This window comes from Clostridium arbusti SL206 (genome assembly GCF_000246895.1).
In the GTDB taxonomy this organism is placed as follows: domain Bacteria; phylum Bacillota; class Clostridia; order Clostridiales; family Clostridiaceae; genus Clostridium_I; species Clostridium_I arbusti.
In genome coordinates this window covers 1-17,687 of the sequence record NZ_BAEV01000084.1, presented here as the reverse complement: position 1 = coordinate 17,687, position 17,687 = coordinate 1, and the positions used below count along the sequence as shown (strand labels likewise).

The 17,687-nt window shown below is 28.1% G+C and carries 17 protein-coding genes and 1 pseudogene; 4 read left to right on the top strand and 14 right to left on the bottom strand.

Annotated features, from left to right (window positions below):
• Window positions 1-589: 589 nt before the first annotated feature.
• The 12 genes from RH99_RS13780 to RH99_RS13725 form a co-directional block, all read right to left on the bottom strand.
• On the bottom strand, window positions 590-1,057 hold the full coding sequence (locus RH99_RS13780) for a prepilin-type N-terminal cleavage/methylation domain-containing protein (protein ID WP_010239294.1): 468 nt from the start codon (window positions 1,055-1,057) through the stop codon (window positions 590-592).
• Window positions 1,058-1,413: 356 nt separating this feature from the next.
• On the bottom strand, window positions 1,414-2,373 hold the full coding sequence (locus RH99_RS13775; RefSeq protein ID WP_010239291.1) for a hypothetical protein: 960 nt from the start codon (window positions 2,371-2,373) through the stop codon (window positions 1,414-1,416).
• Between the two features lies 1 nt (window position 2,374).
• Window positions 2,375-2,905, bottom strand: a complete 531-nt coding sequence (locus tag RH99_RS13770) for a PilW family protein (RefSeq protein ID WP_010239289.1) — start codon at window positions 2,903-2,905, stop codon at window positions 2,375-2,377.
• A gap of 1 nt (window position 2,906) precedes the next feature.
• Window positions 2,907-3,365 (bottom strand): prepilin-type N-terminal cleavage/methylation domain-containing protein, encoded by a 459-nt coding sequence (locus tag RH99_RS13765; RefSeq protein ID WP_010239287.1) that lies wholly within the window; start codon window positions 3,363-3,365, stop codon window positions 2,907-2,909.
• Between the two features lie 48 nt (window positions 3,366-3,413).
• The gene (locus RH99_RS13760) at window positions 3,414-4,127 is read right to left on the bottom strand and encodes a hypothetical protein (RefSeq protein WP_010239285.1); all 714 of its coding nucleotides are present in this window, start codon (window positions 4,125-4,127) and stop codon (window positions 3,414-3,416) included.
• 15 nt (window positions 4,128-4,142) lie between these two features.
• Window positions 4,143-4,667, bottom strand: a complete 525-nt coding sequence (locus RH99_RS13755) for a PilN domain-containing protein (protein ID WP_010239283.1) — start codon at window positions 4,665-4,667, stop codon at window positions 4,143-4,145.
• Between the two features lie 2 nt (window positions 4,668-4,669).
• Window positions 4,670-5,698 (bottom strand): type IV pilus assembly protein PilM, encoded by a 1,029-nt coding sequence (gene pilM, locus RH99_RS13750; protein ID WP_010239280.1) that lies wholly within the window; start codon window positions 5,696-5,698, stop codon window positions 4,670-4,672.
• Window positions 5,699-6,107: 409 nt separating this feature from the next.
• Window positions 6,108-6,524, bottom strand: coding sequence for a prepilin-type N-terminal cleavage/methylation domain-containing protein (locus RH99_RS19930; RefSeq protein ID WP_010239278.1), 417 nt, complete (start codon window positions 6,522-6,524; stop codon window positions 6,108-6,110).
• A gap of 185 nt (window positions 6,525-6,709) precedes the next feature.
• Entirely contained in the window at window positions 6,710-7,915 is a 1,206-nt protein-coding gene (locus RH99_RS13740) for a type II secretion system F family protein (RefSeq protein WP_010239276.1), read from the bottom strand.
• Between the two features lie 46 nt (window positions 7,916-7,961).
• On the bottom strand, window positions 7,962-9,644 hold the full coding sequence (locus RH99_RS13735; protein WP_010239274.1) for a GspE/PulE family protein: 1,683 nt from the start codon (window positions 9,642-9,644) through the stop codon (window positions 7,962-7,964).
• Window positions 9,645-9,976: 332 nt separating this feature from the next.
• Complete coding sequence (locus RH99_RS13730) at window positions 9,977-10,621, bottom strand: ribonuclease H-like domain-containing protein (protein WP_010239272.1); 645 nt, start codon at window positions 10,619-10,621, stop codon at window positions 9,977-9,979.
• A gap of 257 nt (window positions 10,622-10,878) precedes the next feature.
• The gene (locus tag RH99_RS13725; RefSeq protein ID WP_026038504.1) at window positions 10,879-12,396 is read right to left on the bottom strand and encodes a hypothetical protein; all 1,518 of its coding nucleotides are present in this window, start codon (window positions 12,394-12,396) and stop codon (window positions 10,879-10,881) included.
• Window positions 12,397-12,676: 280 nt separating this feature from the next.
• Here RH99_RS13725 and RH99_RS13720 point away from each other — a divergent pair.
• A pseudogene (locus RH99_RS13720) lies at window positions 12,677-14,667 on the top strand (fructose-1,6-bisphosphatase).
• 73 nt (window positions 14,668-14,740) lie between these two features.
• On the opposite strand, the gene RH99_RS13715 reads toward RH99_RS13720, so the two are convergent.
• Complete coding sequence (locus RH99_RS13715) at window positions 14,741-15,133, bottom strand: PilZ domain-containing protein (protein ID WP_010239269.1); 393 nt, start codon at window positions 15,131-15,133, stop codon at window positions 14,741-14,743.
• Between the two features lie 334 nt (window positions 15,134-15,467).
• On the opposite strand from RH99_RS13715, the gene RH99_RS18685 reads away from it, so the two are divergent.
• Window positions 15,468-15,623, top strand: a complete 156-nt coding sequence (locus RH99_RS18685; protein WP_010239267.1) for a FeoB-associated Cys-rich membrane protein — start codon at window positions 15,468-15,470, stop codon at window positions 15,621-15,623.
• A gap of 95 nt (window positions 15,624-15,718) precedes the next feature.
• Here RH99_RS18685 and RH99_RS13710 read toward each other — a convergent pair whose 3' ends face one another.
• Window positions 15,719-16,519, bottom strand: a complete 801-nt coding sequence (locus RH99_RS13710; protein ID WP_010239265.1) for a ribonuclease H-like domain-containing protein — start codon at window positions 16,517-16,519, stop codon at window positions 15,719-15,721.
• 278 nt (window positions 16,520-16,797) lie between these two features.
• On the opposite strand from RH99_RS13710, the gene RH99_RS13705 reads away from it, so the two are divergent.
• Both RH99_RS13705 and RH99_RS13700 read left to right on the top strand, forming a co-directional pair.
• Window positions 16,798-17,262, top strand: coding sequence for an Lrp/AsnC ligand binding domain-containing protein (locus RH99_RS13705; protein WP_010239262.1), 465 nt, complete (start codon window positions 16,798-16,800; stop codon window positions 17,260-17,262).
• Between the two features lie 157 nt (window positions 17,263-17,419).
• Window positions 17,420-17,629, top strand: coding sequence for a DUF378 domain-containing protein (locus RH99_RS13700; RefSeq protein ID WP_010239260.1), 210 nt, complete (start codon window positions 17,420-17,422; stop codon window positions 17,627-17,629).
• The last annotated feature ends 58 nt before the right edge of the window (window positions 17,630-17,687 follow it).

The following is a 17,687-nucleotide window of genomic DNA, read 5'->3' as shown; positions in this document are numbered from 1 at the left end:
GTATTTACAAAAAAACTTAATTTTCACCTCAAAATTAGTTATTTATTTCACATGAAAACATTTACTTACTACATTTAAAGTGTTATCTAATACCATATATAATGAATTTTCATTATATAAATGCTATTCTCCTTTATATTAAACTATCCATATTATACATTCTTATTTTACCAAACTTCTTTACCATAAGCTATAATTTATAGAAATATATAAAAATGCCCCTTGAGGCATTCTTATTTGTATTGAAATTACTATAAATTTTAATAATTATTTTCTATTAATATATTAAAACAAATACTTTACTGTATAAAATTCTTATTTTTAACCTGACTAACTTGGTGTAAGTCTCCCACGCACTCTGTGAAAGTGATTCACACAAAATCAAAAAGAAGATTTTGGTTCTCTGCTTGCACTCTGCGAAAGTGATTCGCACCAAATTAAAATTTGGGCTCTCTACTTTTCTTAAAGTGGGAGTCCAACGCCAAGTAAGCCATGCATTCGCAGTTCTAAAATTCAGATGGGGTAAAAGAATCCCCACCTGAATTAAGAACTTGCTTCAATTAGAACTGCTATCTTAATCAGCAGTAACTCAATCAATTTTAATAGTTGAAGCCTTGCCATCTAGATTAGTTATAGAAAAACTCCCTGAGGCCACTTTATTTAATTTTTCCATTGAATTAACCTCTTTATCTCCATTTAAACATGCAGGCACTTTGTCACTTTCTAAAATTTCTTCATCAATAAGCTTATCAATACCATCACCATAAGTAATTTTCCCTATAAAACTTTCTGAAGTATCTCCTATTTGATCATTAATAGAACCTTTATCAGAATTATAAGCTTCTATAGCACTTACCACAGTTTTAGCACTGGTCTGAATATTAGACTTCTCTGCTTTTTTCCTATATCCCAACACATTAGGTACGAGTATTGCTCCTAGTATTGCAAGAATTGCTATTACTGCTATGATTTCTATGAGGGTGAAACCTTTCTTTTTAATCTTAAGTTTAATATTTCCTCTTGTTATTGATAATACATCTAATTTTAAATTTTCCATAATCATCTTCTCTCCTAAATCAAATTTTGTTTATAGCTTGATTATGGACAGAAAATGGAAATGTATACTAGTTTATTTAAATAAAATTTATTTTTTATTAATTATATTATATCCAATTTTATTAGAAACTTCCTTATCTATTTAAACTAATCTTCAAAAATTTATTTATACACTTTTAATACTTTTTTCTATCAATCTGCAGCAGCAAAAATACAGTTATTCCCAGCCATCCTTTTCTACTTTAATTTAAAAAGTCATCTTTTCTTGTTCAACTCTTGTTACTTTTATATTTTCTTCCCATAATATACTGATTATAATTTTATATTTCAATTGTGGTAAAATTTTCACCCCTGGTGTCAGTTTAAATAAGTAGAAATTTTGTTAAAAACAGCAATTTTTGTATCATTATCTAAAGATGATGGATACGTAACTGTAAAATTTTTAAATGCATTGCTGGCTGCATTAAAACCCTTACAAAATATTATTGAATTGGTAAACGAAATTGAATCTTTATTGCCATTGCCATCACCATTTAAAACTCCATCACAATAAATAATTTGCTTATCATAATTACCAGGTGCTATAGTCATATCACCATTATTCACAACTAATGTATATCCATCAAAATTAGGTGGATCTCCTATTGATCCAATATTGGTTTTAACAGTCATTGGAGTTTTTAAATCCTTAACATTCATTTTGTTTATTCCACTAGAAGCACTAATATTTGATGTATTTATCAAATTAGTTGTTACTATTCCATTATTGGTACCTGCTGTAGAATTCACATCTATACTAAAATGCTTATTACCTGAAAGCGAAACACCTTGTAGAAAAACCGGACCAGTAAAAGAAAAACTTCTATTACCATTAGAATTAGGATAGTTAAAACAGTTAGATCCGTTATCTTGAATAACACTAAACACAAAATCTAAAAAATTAAAGGTTGTCTTTGAAGTTGGCTCTTTTGTACGTATAACTTGCATGGTCTTTGAAATACTACCTTTAGAAGCTGTAGAAACTATTGTATAATGATTAGAATCAGGTTTATCTTCTTGAAACTCTACATGGCAATTTATAATATCATCAGAATTATCATTTGACACAAAATCAAAATCAGTTTTATTAGTTTTTTCAAGAGCCACTTGTATGCCAGATTCCGCCATATAATTTACTCTACTTACAGTATCATTTACCACTTGTACTTTATAAGTACTTGTATTTACAATAATAAGTGATGTTCCAAGCACCAAAATCATGGCAATTACAGCAAGCATTAATATAAGAACAGAACCTTTTTTTCTTTTAATACTCACCTTATAATCCCTCCCCATTTCTTAATGATACTTCAGTAGTAAAAACTTTAGTATAATTATCTTTCTTTATGGTAACAGTGATTTTATAAATTTTATTGTTACTATTTTCAGAAATTGTCACATCACTTACATTAACATCTTCAACATTATTCGCTATTATATTTTTATTTCCGATTGTAGTAATTTTACATAACTGATTATTACTTTTATCTAGTATATACCAATAGTCACCATTACTAGATGAAACTTTTAACTTTGATTGAAAATTGCTACCATTAAATGCTTCTGGTGTATCAGTTGGATTTGGATCAGGTCTGTTAGTATTATTTGAATCGTTAATTATACTATTACTTATACTATTCAAACATAATCTTCCTGAATTCTGAACATCATTTTTTATCACTTCATTACTATATATCTTTGTCTGTGTAGTAAAAATTTGAAATATAATTGCATATACAATACCAAGTATAGCTATTACAGCAATTAGTTCTATAAGAGAAAACCCTTTACTTTTGAACTTATTATTCATCCTAATCACTACCTTCATATATATCTCTAACAGATTTACTCTGTGTTTCTTTACCTATTTTCCACACACTAACATTGACTTCGTAAATGGATGAATCAGTCTCTGCAATCTTTATACTTGCAGCATATTTAAATTTATTTCCATCCTCATTATTTCCATTTTGATTTTTATATCCACTTATATCATCACTATTAAAAATATTTTCTACACAAGTATTTATATCGTCTATATCATAAAAATAAAAAACTATAGGATCATCGTACGTCTTGGTACTACCTGCGTCTATCAAATTTTTAGATTTTTCCGTAATCGCCTGTGCATACTGCGATGTGTCCTGCTTAATATCATTCATCTGACTTATATTTAATGATGTAGAAAAAGCCATTGAAATAGCTAAAATTGCTATAGAAAATATAGCTATAGCTGCTATTACTTCAATTAATGTAAAACCCTTTTTCATACTCTACTACACCACCTTATAAAAATTTTAAAAGCAAATTAAAAATGTCTATTTAAACGGATTATCCTTACCATACTCCCCCTTATTAAAATCATACTCCACCTTATCTTTTGCTGAAGGAGCAATATAAAAATAATCTAATGTAATAATTGTAGTAATTTCACTTGAATTTCCACTATTTCCACTATCTAAACTTACAGTATTCATTATAGAAAGCCTATCGTCTTTTTCTATAGAAGAAATAAAATTCATTATTCCATCATAATCTCCATTTATAGTTATACTAACAGGTATACTTAAAAGACTTCCTGGTTTAGCTGTAACTACTACTGAATTAGAGTTATTTGAATTATTTGTATTACTTTGCTGCGAACTATTAGTACTGTTATTTGATGTATTTGAGGAAGACTGACTATAAGTAATAGGCTGTGACATATTAACATTACTTATATTTACCTTGTTGGTATCAGCCATAGTTTTTAATTTATATGTAATTTCAGGATTCTTTTCAAAATTAGGTAAAGCAATGGAATTTTTATTATTTTTTTCTTTCAAATCATCTAATTCATTAATAAGTTTCATATTTGAAGCTTTCATTTCATTTATATTTTTCAATTGTACATTATAACTATCCACTGTAGATTTTTCAATTTTTATTTTATTAATTACAGGTGATAGAAAAAAACTGTAGTATACATATATAATAGCTAACACTCCGATTATTACTATTAAATATTTTTCTCTCCTACTTAAATTATTCACTTAATCCACCACCTATTAATTAATAACTATATCAAAATCATAACTTGAACTTGCACCTTGACTATTTGTTATACTATTTATTCTGGCATTTTTATAATTATCTGTAAGCTGTAAATTTGCAACAAATTCACTTATAGAATTATAATTATTAGTAGTTCCATTTATAGTAATGACTTTATTATTATAGGTTAATGTTTTAATAGTTAAATCTTTAGGTACAAATTTTTGTATACCTCTTATTTTATCACTGAGCAAAATTTTTCCTCTTTTTATACTGTCTATCTTTTCCGTATATATCTTATAGCTATTTATTTCACTAATTAAATTTCCTTTTTCATTACTAACACTGTTGTTGTCATCTATAGCTAATTTCAATTGATTTCTTTCTGATATGTAATAATTGAGAACAATATTGGGTATATAAAGCATAACTAATATAATAAAAATAGCAATAATTCCATATAATATTGCTCTATATGCAGATATTTCTTTATCTCTTTTTTTCTTAAGCTCATAAGGAATCAAATTAAGTTCTTTCATAATTACTCCTTTCTAAGTAAAAGCCCCAAAGTACTTACAAATGATTTAAAATCAATTTCCTTTGGAAATTTAGTATTAAGCTTTATTATTTCAGGAGAATCTGCTATATAAGTTTCAATAGAAAAATAATTATTAGTAAACTTGTCCATACCTTTTAATTTACATCCACTACCTATTACAAAAATTTCGTCAATACTCTTCTTAGTATTATTACCAGTATAGAATTGTATTACCTTAGCGAATGTAGAGTATACATTTTCCAGTAGAGTTTCTATTCTCTTTTCAGTTTCATCTTTATAGTTTAAATTATTTATGTCATATTTATTTTCAATGTAATCAAAAGACGCTTCTATATCAATGCCATTTTTTCTATATATTTCCTTGGCAATATTATTCAATCCAAAGGGTACTACTCTTTCTATAAAAAATTTACCTTTTTCAAGTACTATTATACTTGTATTTTCATAACCAATATCAATAACTGCAATACTTTCCATCTCTCTAGAAGTTATACCAAAATTCCTAAATGCTCGTACAATACAGTTTGATAATACATCTATGGAAACTAGTTTCATATTTAATAAATTAGAAAGCTCCACCAATTGATCTATCTTATCTCTAGGTGCAGCTGCTACTAAAAGCTTATATACTTTTTTATCTTCGGATACTAAAGTGTCTACCTTTTCAAAATCAATATAATGATTTGCTCCATCTTCTCTAAGGTATTGATTCATTTCCCAATCCACAGATTTCTTTATTTCTTTATCCTTCATTATTGGAGTTTCAATTTGTCTTATAACAATATCCTGGCCATTTATAGCAAAGGAAACTCTCTTTACATTTATATTATTTTTATTTATAAATTTTCTTAAAGTAGTACTTACAGCTTCTAAATTAACTATTTTACCATTAACTATACTTTCCTCTGGAGTTTTTATAATTTCACATAATCTAATATTTGATTTGTTTCCTACAATTATCTTTATAATGCTATCCCCAATATTTACAGCCATTATATCCTTTGAAAACATAATATCACCTTTTTCTGTAATAATTAAATATGAGTCTTTTTTAGTTGTCTTTATTTCAAGTGTCTATATTTACAACTAGCTATCATCATTATTATATTTAATACTCTATTGTTTAGGTAATAATTTCAAAATCAAATAACATTTAATTTAAAACAACTGTACAACCATTGACAACACAATATATTAATTTAATAATGAAGTCTTTTAAATCTTTATATAAAGTTTTGTTATATACTATATATAAAACATCTTATGGTAAACTATATCAGATAAAGTATTCATTTTTATATAATAAATACTCTATAAAATATTTAACACTAAGACTAATTTGAAGATCAATCTTCAAATTAGTCTTAGTAGAAAAGCTAACTATTGGCTTGTTGAACTAATTGAAGTAGTATTTGTTGTATTATTTTGAATTAGTCGAAATATAACTAAGTAAAGTTGTATATGTCTTTCCTATTGCAGTAATTTCGGCACTATTAGTTGGTACATTTTGTATATATTTAGGTGATAACTTACCCGTTACATCAGTACTAGTCCAATCATCATCAGTTTTAATCTGGGTAGTTGCATTATCAGGATCAGCATTATAAGTTTCAATTGCACCTGCTAAAGTTCTTGCATCTGCTAAGTATCTAGACGTAGTTGCCTTACCAGTATAACTAGCTACCCTCGGTACAATAATAGCCGCCAATATAGCAAGTATAGCAATTACCGCAATAAGTTCCACCAATGTGAAGCCTTTCTTTTTCTTTTTTGTTAATGATTTCTTTTCTGTGTTTACCCCTATGTTGTTTGAATTTAATATCAATTCATTTGTCATAAAAAACACCTCCTAAATAATTTTTATTTATCTGATGACTAGCCACTGTAAATCCTCATCTTTTACAAGTGAAGATAACATGACTGCGTACTTAGATAACCGATCTAATTTTCAGTTTATATAAAACTACACTTGTAAATCCAATAACTCTGCCTATATTAAGCATAATTATGTACAAAGCACCCTTATCCCATAGCATTGTAAATATTGAATATAGGTAATATTACAGATATTATTATAAAACCAACTACTACTGAAAGGACTATTATTATTAGTGGTTCCACCATTACGGCAATTTGTGCTGTAGCTGAGTCCACTTCTCCGTCATAAAATTCTGCTGTTTTATCAAGGACATAGTCTAGGGTTCCTGATTCTTCTCCTATTTTAATCATTTGAGATAGCATAAGAGGAAAAACATTACTTGTTTTTAGGCTTTCTCCAAGGCTTTCACCTTTTTTAATGTCCTCTTCTAGAATATCCAGCACATTTTTTATTACCACGTTTCCAACAACGTCTTTACTTATAGAAATACTCTCCATTACTGATAGTCCACTGGTAACAAGTATTCCAAAGGTTCTTGCAAATCTAGCTGTAACTATTTTTTTATATATACTTCCAAACATAGGTACTTTCATTTTAAATGTATCCAGTGCTATAGTGCCTTTTTTAGTCTTTAATAATCTATTTACTACAACTATAATTGCAATTACAATTAAAATAATTAGTAAATAATAATTTTGAAGTATACTGCTCGTCCCCATAACTATTCTTGTAGGCAATGGCAATTCCTTAACTCCAAGACTATCAAGCATTACAACAAATCTTGGTAGTACAAAGGTTACCAACATTGCAACAACTAAAAATGCGAATACACTTACTATAATTGGATAGGTTACAGCACTTTTTATTTTCTGTCTAAGCCTGTACTCTTTATCATAGTAACCTGCCATTCTTTCCATTATACTGTCCAGTGTTCCACTGGCCTCTCCTACTGCAATCATACTTATAAACATTTTAGGGAAATCCTTATACTTACCCATGCAATCTGAAAGACTATTACCCTTTTGAACTTCTTCATACACTTCTGATAGTATTCTCTTTAATTTCTTATTTTCAGATTGCTCTTTAAGTATTTCTATAGCTCTTAAAATAGTAATGCCAGCTTGTAAAACCACTGCAAACTGTCTTGCAAATATGGATATGTCCTTCATTGGAACCTTTTGATATTCAGATAAATTTACATTGAAACCCTCTTTGTATTCCACAATCTTTATAGGATAATGGTCTTTACGTCTTAGTATTTCAACTATGGCCTCTTCATCTGCTCCATCAAGTTTTCCCTTTACTATGTTACCCCTAGTTGTCTTAGCCTCATATTGAAATGTAGGCATTAACTATCCTCCCCCTTCTTGAGAATAGATTTTAACTTAAACTATTTTACTCTTTTAAATAGGCTATTTTAGCTAACTCCTCTGTAGTTGTGGTACCTTTTAGAACTAAATCTATACAGGAATTTCTTAAGGTTTTCATACCCTTTTTAATACATAAGTCCCTAAGCTCATCTGTATTCTTATTACTCATAATATATTCTCTATGTTGTCTAGATATTTCCATTATTTCATATACACCAGTTCTTCCTAGATATCCAGAACCACCACAATAGTCACAGCCTTTTCCCCTATTTAATTTTATAGGTTTACTTGAATCCATATTTAAAAGCTTTTTCTCATATTCTGTAGCTTCATATTGTTCCATGCAATGTGGACAAATTTTTCTTACAAGTCTTTGAGATACTATTCCAGCTAATGCTGAAGCCACTAAATAAGGCTCTATTCCCATATCCAGTAGTCTTATAACTGAAGATGGAGCATCATTTGTGTGTATGGTACTTAAAACAAGATGTCCTGTTATAGCTGCTCTTATGGCAATTTCTGCTGTTTCGTTATCTCTTATTTCTCCAATCATTACAATGTCGGGGTCTTGCCTCAATATGGATCTTAAACCTGATGCAAAGGTGAGTCCCGCCTTTGCATTTACGTTAACCTGATTTATACCTTCCATCATGTATTCTACAGGATCTTCTACTGTAATAATATTTTTAGTTTCTTCATTCAGATCATTTAGTATTGAATATAAAGTGGTAGATTTACCACTTCCCGTAGGACCACTGACAAGAATTATTCCGTAGGGCACCTTTACCATGCTATTAATCTGTTCCATTTCCAGTTCATTAAGTCCTAATTTCCCCTTACCAATTATAAAATTTTCTCTGCTGAGAATTCTTATAACTGCCTTTTCACCAAATATGGTTGGAATCATTGAAACTCTAAGGTCTATTTTACTTCCTTCAAATTCAGTAATAATTCTTCCATCCTGTGGTACCCTTTTTTCAGCTATGTTTAAGTTTGCAAGTATTTTTATTCTGGCAATTAATGCTCCTAGTGTTTCCTTTGGAGATTTTAATACCTCTTTTAACTCTCCATCAATCCTATATCTTATTCTCACATATTTTTCAAAGGGCTCTATATGTATATCACTAGCTCCAGCTTTTGATGCATTCTTAATTATTGAATCAATAAGCCTTACCACCGGTGCATTTTTAACTTCATCTTCTATTTGTTGACTTTCCTTTTGAGGTGCTGCCTTATGTTCTTTAGTTAAATCCTCTGCAGCCTTTTGAATATACTGACTAGAATAGTACTTGTCTATAGACTTTAGTATTTCATCTTTTGTGGCAAGTAATGGTTCCACTTCATAGCCTGATGCTATTTTAACATCATCTAAAGCAAACATATTCAGTGGATCTGCCATAGCTACATGGATTATATTATCCTTTATTTTAATAGGTATTAGCACATATTTATTAGCTAAGCTTTCTGGTACAGCTTGTATAGCTTCTTTATCCACATTAGTCATTTCCATGTATACTCTAGGAATACCATTTTGTATCTCCAAAATATCTATTACATCATCTTGGCTTAAAAACTTTTCTTCAATTAAAAGTTCCCCTATTCTCTTTCCCGTTGCCTTTTGTTTCTTCAATACTATTTGAAGCTGCTCTTCTGTAATCTTTCCTGAATCAACTAATAAATCGCCGATTCTCTTCTTATCAAATGCCATATTACGCACCTTCATTTCTAGGTTCTATGCTGTTAAATTTTACACTTTGATCTTATATTTTCATTAGTAATTATATATAAAAAACTTGTCCATAAAATTCCTTCTAAACCTAGTGGAATTGGTAACTCCAAAGGTTTAAATTCATTAACAAACAATAGTTAAATCTATAATATTGTTAAACTTTTTATGATTCATATCTTTTCAACACAATTATATCATAATACATTTTTAAACTCTATTTAATTTATACATATTTACAATTTATTATATAATTTTTTTATATCATAATTAAACTTTAAATTTTATCCTTTAAATTTGCTTCTTTGATAATTTTATATATACTTCTTCCAATTAGTCATTATATAGAATAAACTCACTACATCCTGCTCATTGTATAAAAGTATTTTATCTTTTTTCTCCTTAGGCATCCTTGAGAAGTATTCCTTATCCTTTATAATCTTACTTATAGTCTTTGCTAGGTTAGAGCCGCTTATAAGCGCACCTTCCCTCTCGATTTCAAAGATCTTCTCAAGATTTTTAAGTCCTATTCCCTCTTTTTTCTCTTTTTCATACTGCTTCTGCAGATCTATGTGTATAAACTCTGAATCTATATCAAAATCTATATTCTCTTCTTTGAATAAATATCTTAGTACCGTAAAATCATTATTTCCAGAGAAGGTAACAATATATTTTTTACCGTAGTCTTTTTTATATTTAATAAAGTAGTCCTCTACCATTGGAATAATGGCTTCTGCATCCTTTTTACTTTCTATCATATATTGAGTTGCAATTATCTCTTTTTTGTCCCTATCATAATAACAGCAACCAAATACCCCTATACATATAGGCTTTTTGTATACGTAGTGCTCTAAATCAAAAAACAGAGCATCTTTATACAATTCATTGTTGTTTTCCAATTCTAATACTATATTCTTATCAATTTCTTCAACCTTTATGGTGTTATTTCTTATAATCACAATATACCACTCTTTCTGAAACAAAAACTTAGGCATGTGAAAATAAATAGTAAGTCAAAGATGCGACGAATATTTTGAATCCAACAAGTAAGCAGGTTCCAAGGATAGTAGGCTATCTGAGGGTTCTGCTGACGCAGTAGGATTCAAAATATACTAGCATACTGACTAGTTATTTATTTGAATATGCCTTATGCTATTTATTATTTCTATTATTATTATATCCTAATATAGTACTAATAAAAATACTACATAAAACTTTAATAGGTATTATTTATAAAATAATTCACTTTAAAAATACAATAATCATTATCCTGATAGACTACAGATAAATTTTCATACTTACTTATAACTTCATAAATTGAATAGGACTTATTTACTAATATATACTTTATATCATATTTGTTAATAAGGTCTTCTGGATCATATAAATCTATAAATGAATGCATAAAATCATAAAATGCATTTGTATCCTTATTAAAGCTTGGCAAAAATAAATCCGCTCTGCTGTCTACAAAAGTTGGGATTCCTCTAAAAATAAGATACTGACTATCATTATAATGACTTAAAAGATGACTATATTTTATTTCAGGATGTTTATCTATATAATTCACTGCATATATAGGGCAATCTGAAGGCTCTATTTTAAATATGTGAGCTCCATCTTTAAAAAAATCATAACAATATAATACATTGGGCACAATTAATATTAGTTCTATAGCTATAATCATTATATTTTTTATCAAATTACCCCTAATGAATTTTACTCTTAACTTAACATATTTTAAAGCTTTATTATTTGTTACATATATTCTGTTAAATTCATTTAATGCAGGCTTTATGTATGGACATACTATCGGCAGTGCCAAAATAGGTAAAAATGGAATTTGTCTCACAGAAGAAATAGCTAATATTATAAAGCTTCCTGAAAATAAAATATCCTTTAATTTTACCTTACCAAAGATATAAATAAATACAATAAAAATTATTATTGTAAGCGACACTTTTAAATCATATATCTGAGTGATTTTCCATTCGTTTATATATCGTTTTTGCAAATCCATCTCATTCATTGATTTGATAGTATATAAATATATACCGTATATATATGGATTTATAAAAATACCCATAAGTACTGCTATGAAATATTTATAATTTTTAAATAAAGTATAGTAGGCAAAGACAATTATATATATAGGATAAACACCACCGTGAATGTTTATTCCCACAACAACTATAACCAAAGCCGCTATATATTTTCTTTTTTCTAGTAAAATACATGTAATAAGTATTAATAACAAAGACACAACTATAGGCCTATAGGCAAGGGAAGCTTCATTGCCAAACATAACTATGTAAGAACTCATACATAGAAGAGCTATCCATTTACTTTTACTTCTAATTTTTAAGAATATATAAAGGCACAGAGCAATTAGTGTGTTTAATATTCCCATAAATACAGCCGCAGACATAAACCCATCAATAGAATAAATTAAATATGAGATAACACCAAAGAGCCATTCATGACTAGTCCATTTGAGATCCTTAGAAATTCCATACCAAGAGAATATATCATGGTACGGAATGGCTTTATTTTTTACTATGTATTCTCCAACTTTTATGTGCCAAAATCCATCATTCATAATCTTAAAACTAAAGCCGTATATAAAGGCTACAAATAAAGCAATTGTAAATAGAGTATAAAATATATAATCAATGTATTTATCCATAATTTTATTTATAATCGAAAATCCAAATTTTTCTTTTATGTTCTTCATAAATACTTTCCTTTCTATGACATGCTACATAAATTCTATTATATTTCATAAATAGCATTTAAGATATAAACATTATGTCAATTTTTATTCAATCACTCACTTATGATACCATATTTTTACATATATTCATAGTATTATAAGTCATTATGCACCCGTAAATTTTATATGATTTTTTAATAAAAATAATAGCATATTATTTAATAGTATTGTGATAAAATAATATGTAAACGATATTGAATGTACTATAAATTTTTAAATAGAAAGGCAGGAATTCTAATCTATGATTGATGAAACTGTATTGAATGGTAAAACTAAAAACAATTTAAAGTATTTGAATTTGCTTTCTAGACAATACTCAACTATTAACGAAGCCTCTACTGAAATAATAAATCTACAGGCAATTTTAAATCTTCCTAAGGGTACAGAACATTTTCTTACGGATATACACGGTGAGTACGAGCCTTTTATACATGTATTAAAAAATGCTTCTGGTGTAATCAAGCAAAAAATCGAAGATGTATTTGGCAATACCTTAACACAAAGTGATAAAAAAAGTTTGGCTACGCTTATATATTATCCAGAGCAAAAATTGGACATTGTTTTAAAACAAGAAAAAATATAAATGACTGGTATAAAATTTCACTATACAGGTTAATTGAAATATGTAGATATGTTTCCTCAAAATATACACGTTCAAAGGTTAGAAAAGCACTTCCAAAAGATTTTTCCTATATCATAGAAGAGCTTTTACACGAGGAACCAGACAGAGTAGATAAACATGAGTACTATGGAGAAATTATAAAAACTATAATTGATATAGATAGAGCGAAAGAATTTATAATTGCTTTGTGCAATCTAATACAAAGATTGGTTATAGATAGACTGCACATAATTGGAGACATATTTGACAGAGGCCCAGGAGCAGATATAATTATGGATACTTTAGTAAATTACCATTCCGTTGATATTCAGTGGGGAAACCACGATATAATTTGGATGGGAGCAGCCTCTGGTTCTGAGGTATGCATTGCAAACGTAGTAAGAATTTGTACAAGATATGCAAACCTTGATACTATAGAAAATGGATATGGAATAAATATTCTTCCTTTAGCTACCTTTGCAATGGAATTTTATAAAAATGATCCTTGCGAAAATTTCTTACCTAAGTTTGATGGTGAAAGTAGCTATAGCTTAAAAGAAATTAAACTTATATCCGAAATGCATAAAGCTATAGCAATAATACAATTCAAACTTGAAAAGAAAATTATTTCAAGACATCCTGAATTCAATATGGATAAAAGATTATTTTTAGATAAAATCAACTACAAAGAAGGCTATATTAATATTTTGGATAAATCATATAAAATTACTGATACGAACTTTCCAACAATTGATCCAGAAGATCCATATAAACTTATACCTGAGGAAATAGAACTAATGGAAAAATTAAAGTTCTCATTTATTAATAGTGAAAAACTAAACAAACATGTTCGTTTTTTATTTTCAAATGGAAGTCTATATTTAAATTTTAATTCTAATCTTCTGTACCATGGATGCATACCCTTAGATAAAGATGGAAACTTTAAAAAAGTAAAACTTCATGGAAAAGAATATAGTGGAAAAGCTCTTTTGGACAATTTAGAACTGATTATTAGAAAAGGCTTTTTACATATGCATAATTCAAGTGAAAGACAATATGCCATGGACATAATGTGGTACTTATGGACAGGACCTTTATCTCCTCTTTTCGGTAAAGAAAAAATGGCCACTTTTGAAAGATATTTTATTAAAGATAAAGAAACTCATTATGAAAAAAAAGATCCTTACTATGATTTTAGAGATAATGAGGAAATTTGCAATAAGATATTAATAGAATTTGGACTAAGCCCTGAGGAATCCCATATAATTAATGGTCATGTACCTGTAGAAAAGAAAAATGGTGAGAGTCCTATAAAGGCAAATGGAAAATTAATGGTTATAGATGGAGGTTTTTCAAGAGCTTATCAGTGCAAAACTGGAATTGCCGGCTATACATTGATCTATAATTCCTTTGGTCTTCAGCTTATATCTCATCAACCCTTTGAATCTACAGAAATGGCCATAAAAGAAGAAACGGATATACTTTCCACAAAATTAGTATTAGAACATGTTACCGCAAGAAAAAGAGTGGCCGACACTGATATAGGTATAACCCTTCATCAACAATTAGACGATTTAAAAATGCTTCTTATAGCCTACAGAAAAGGGTTAATTAAAGAAAAGAGTAAGTGACTCATAGCTTGAGTCTCTAGAATAAATTATTGGTAGCAGATGGAATAAAAAAACTCCATCTGCTACCAATAATTTATTCTATTTCTTCTATATAATTTCTTATACACAGTATTTGATTCATAGATAAGGATAGAAACTCCAATCCGTAGAAAAAATAAGAATCATCTATAGCAACCCATCTTACTATGGACAAACACCAAAAGGATGGTGTTTCCCCTACCTTCATAAGAAAATTTAAAAAGTCTCCCTTTTTCATAGATATCTTACTTTTAAAACATATTCCCGTTTCTGATATATTCACAGCCTTTAATATTGGTGTCTTATCATCATTTCCATAATTAATACTTTTATTATTTAGTCTTGGGTAAAATATTTGCAGTTCAAATTTAACACGTTTTTTCATTCTCTTTTCATATTCATATTTATATCTTCTGTTATTATATGTATTATTTGAATCCAAAGGCAATATTATCCCCTCCTCTAAATGCTAGTAAATACTATTATGTTCACAATTATACCACTTTAGGCATGTGAAAATAAATAACAAGTCAAAGATGCGACGTCTATTTTGAATTATACGAGGAAACAGGTTCTGATGATAGTGGTGCTATCAGAAGGTTCTGTTAACGTAGTATAATTCAAAATAGACTAGTATACTGACTAGTTATTTATTTGAAGATGCCTTAATTATTATCAGCAAAATTATAGCATTTTGTCATATATCTTCATATGAATAAAATATAGATAATAAATAACACTATTAATAAATATAATTTTTTAATACTTCGAGGTGATATATGATGATTTATGAAATAATAATAGCTGCTGGTATTGTAGGAAGCGCTGTTTTTATACTATATAGGAATCTAAAAAACAAGTCTGCTAATGGTGGTTGTAATTGTGGAAGCTGTTCTTCTAATTGCCCCCACCATAAAATACAGAATAAAAAAAAGTGATATATTTATATGCACATAAAGATAACAAAGATTGTCCTAAAACTATAGCCTTAGGATAGTCTTTGCTATAATATCGCCATTGATTGCAGAAACTATTAGTAGCTATTATTAATTATATCTAAAAGTTCATCAACCTCACAGTTGCCTTTTAAAAGTAAATCAATCACTTTAGATGCCGCTTTTTTAGATATTCTTTCTAGTGGTGTATCCATATCCATATTGTTCTTATTTAACAAAAACTTTAGATATCTAAGTTGCTTTTCTGTTATACTATGGTCTCTTACCACTTCTGAAGAATTTTCTATATCAAAAACCACTCTGAATATTTTAGGTAAATTCAATACATCTTCATAATTGTGAAGCATTATTGTATCTTTTAATTTTTCGTCATTAGTCCTTAAGTATTTATTATACAATTCCACACTCATGCCACCATCTATTTTGTCTAGTCTATTTATCCCTATGTATTTTTCTACACTCTTTAAATTACATCTTTCCATTCCAAGTTGTTTATAATATGGCCTTATAAGCCTGTATAGATCTACATGTTCTGCCGGTGGAATAAAATTACTTATATTGCTTTTCAGCATTCTATTTACTATAAATGGCTCATCAAAGGCTTTTCCATTGTAAGAGCACCATGCACTATATTTTTTTATGTCCTGTTTAAATTGAATAAGTATATTCTTTTCCTCTTTAATATTTTCTGCATAATACTGTTTTATATAAAAAGATTCTTTATCTAAAAAACACCCTAATGATATAAGCATGATTACATCATCTTCTTTATCAAATCCAGTAGTTTCAATATCAAAATAGGCTATTTTATCCATTTTGTACTTTTTTAACATATTTGTGTCAATATTTATCTTAGACTTTCTCTCATTTAAAAACATTGTCGTCCTCCAAAACAATTTATATACTCAATGAAATAATTATACAACATTTCATTATTAATTAAAACTATAACAAAAAATCTAAAATTATATGTATATATTTCCCACAACAAGTACAATAATAATAATATATATGCATTTTTTTATTATATTAATAATTTTTAGGTTCAATATTTAGAAAAAGTAAAACTTATCAAAGTTTTTTCAATTTTGTTTTGATAATTTATCAATTTATTTGATATAATATTGTTGATTGTTAATTATAGGAGTTGATTTATATGAATTTTAATATTAGTGGTTTAGATGAACTTGATATTCAAATATTAGATATCTTAGTTACAGATTCAAGAACACCTTATCTTGAAATTGCAAGGCAATGTCATGTAAGTGGTGGAACAATCCATGTAAGAATGAAAAAAATGGAGGACCTTGGAATTATCAAAGGTACAAAGCTTATCATTGATAATTCTAAATTAGGTTATGATGTATGTTGTTTTATTGGAATATATCTTGATAAAGCTACTTCTTACCTTGGTGCACTAGAAGCTTTAAAGGGTATCAAAGAAATTGTTGAGCTTCATTATACTACTGGAGATTACTCTATTTTTGCAAAAGTAATATGCAAAAGTATAGGAGATTTGCAAGATCTTCTTATGACAAAGATACAAGTAATAGATGGTGTTCAAAGAACTAGTACCTTTATATCTTTATCACAGCCAATAGACAGAAATATACAGTTTTAATAGTACATATATTAATCCTGAGAGAGTATATGCCAATTAAAGTATATTTTAGTCCTAAATAGCCATACTTTAAGTATAATTTATTTTAAAGTTATAATTTAATAAAAACTACACATAATAAATTTGTAAATTTCAATAAAGGAGATGTAGCTTTATTATGAAAACTTTAGATATTATTTCACTTGTATTGGTTATAATAGGTGCTATAAACTGGGGTTTAATAGGATTCTTTAGATTTGACTTGGTTGCCTCTTTATTTGGTGATATGTCTACCTTCACAAGAATTATTTACGCCCTAGTTGGTATAGCTGGTTTATACTCAATTTCTTTTTTAGGAAGAGATAGAGATAGAAGAGTAGAAAGATAAAAAAACAATAAAAACAATAAAGCCCCATAGTATAGGGCTTTATTGTTATACTACGTGT

Excerpts from the sequence above, each read along its gene's own strand:
- RH99_RS13755 (WP_010239283.1), bottom strand. The coding sequence starts at position 4,667 with ATGAAAGAACTTAATTTGATTCCTTATGAGCTTAAGAAAAAAAGAGAT.
- RH99_RS13710 (WP_010239265.1), bottom strand. The coding sequence starts at position 16,519 with ATGTTTTTAAATGAGAGAAAGTCTAAGATAAATATTGACACAAATATG.
- RH99_RS13740 (WP_010239276.1), bottom strand. The coding sequence starts at position 7,915 with ATGCCTACATTTCAATATGAGGCTAAGACAACTAGGGGTAACATAGTA.
- RH99_RS13735 (WP_010239274.1), bottom strand. The coding sequence starts at position 9,644 with ATGGCATTTGATAAGAAGAGAATCGGCGATTTATTAGTTGATTCAGGA.
- RH99_RS18685 (WP_010239267.1), top strand. The coding sequence starts at position 15,468 with ATGATTTATGAAATAATAATAGCTGCTGGTATTGTAGGAAGCGCTGTT.
- RH99_RS19930 (WP_010239278.1), bottom strand. The coding sequence starts at position 6,524 with ATGACAAATGAATTGATATTAAATTCAAACAACATAGGGGTAAACACA.
- RH99_RS13770 (WP_010239289.1), bottom strand. The coding sequence starts at position 2,905 with ATGAATAATAAGTTCAAAAGTAAAGGGTTTTCTCTTATAGAACTAATT.
- RH99_RS13765 (WP_010239287.1), bottom strand. The coding sequence starts at position 3,365 with ATGAAAAAGGGTTTTACATTAATTGAAGTAATAGCAGCTATAGCTATA.
- pilM (WP_010239280.1), bottom strand. The coding sequence starts at position 5,698 with ATGTTTTCAAAGGATATAATGGCTGTAAATATTGGGGATAGCATTATA.
- RH99_RS13725 (WP_026038504.1), bottom strand. The coding sequence starts at position 12,396 with ATGAAGAACATAAAAGAAAAATTTGGATTTTCGATTATAAATAAAATT.
- RH99_RS13780 (WP_010239294.1), bottom strand. The coding sequence starts at position 1,057 with ATGGAAAATTTAAAATTAGATGTATTATCAATAACAAGAGGAAATATT.
- RH99_RS13700 (WP_010239260.1), top strand. The coding sequence starts at position 17,420 with ATGAAAACTTTAGATATTATTTCACTTGTATTGGTTATAATAGGTGCT.
- RH99_RS13705 (WP_010239262.1), top strand. The coding sequence starts at position 16,798 with ATGAATTTTAATATTAGTGGTTTAGATGAACTTGATATTCAAATATTA.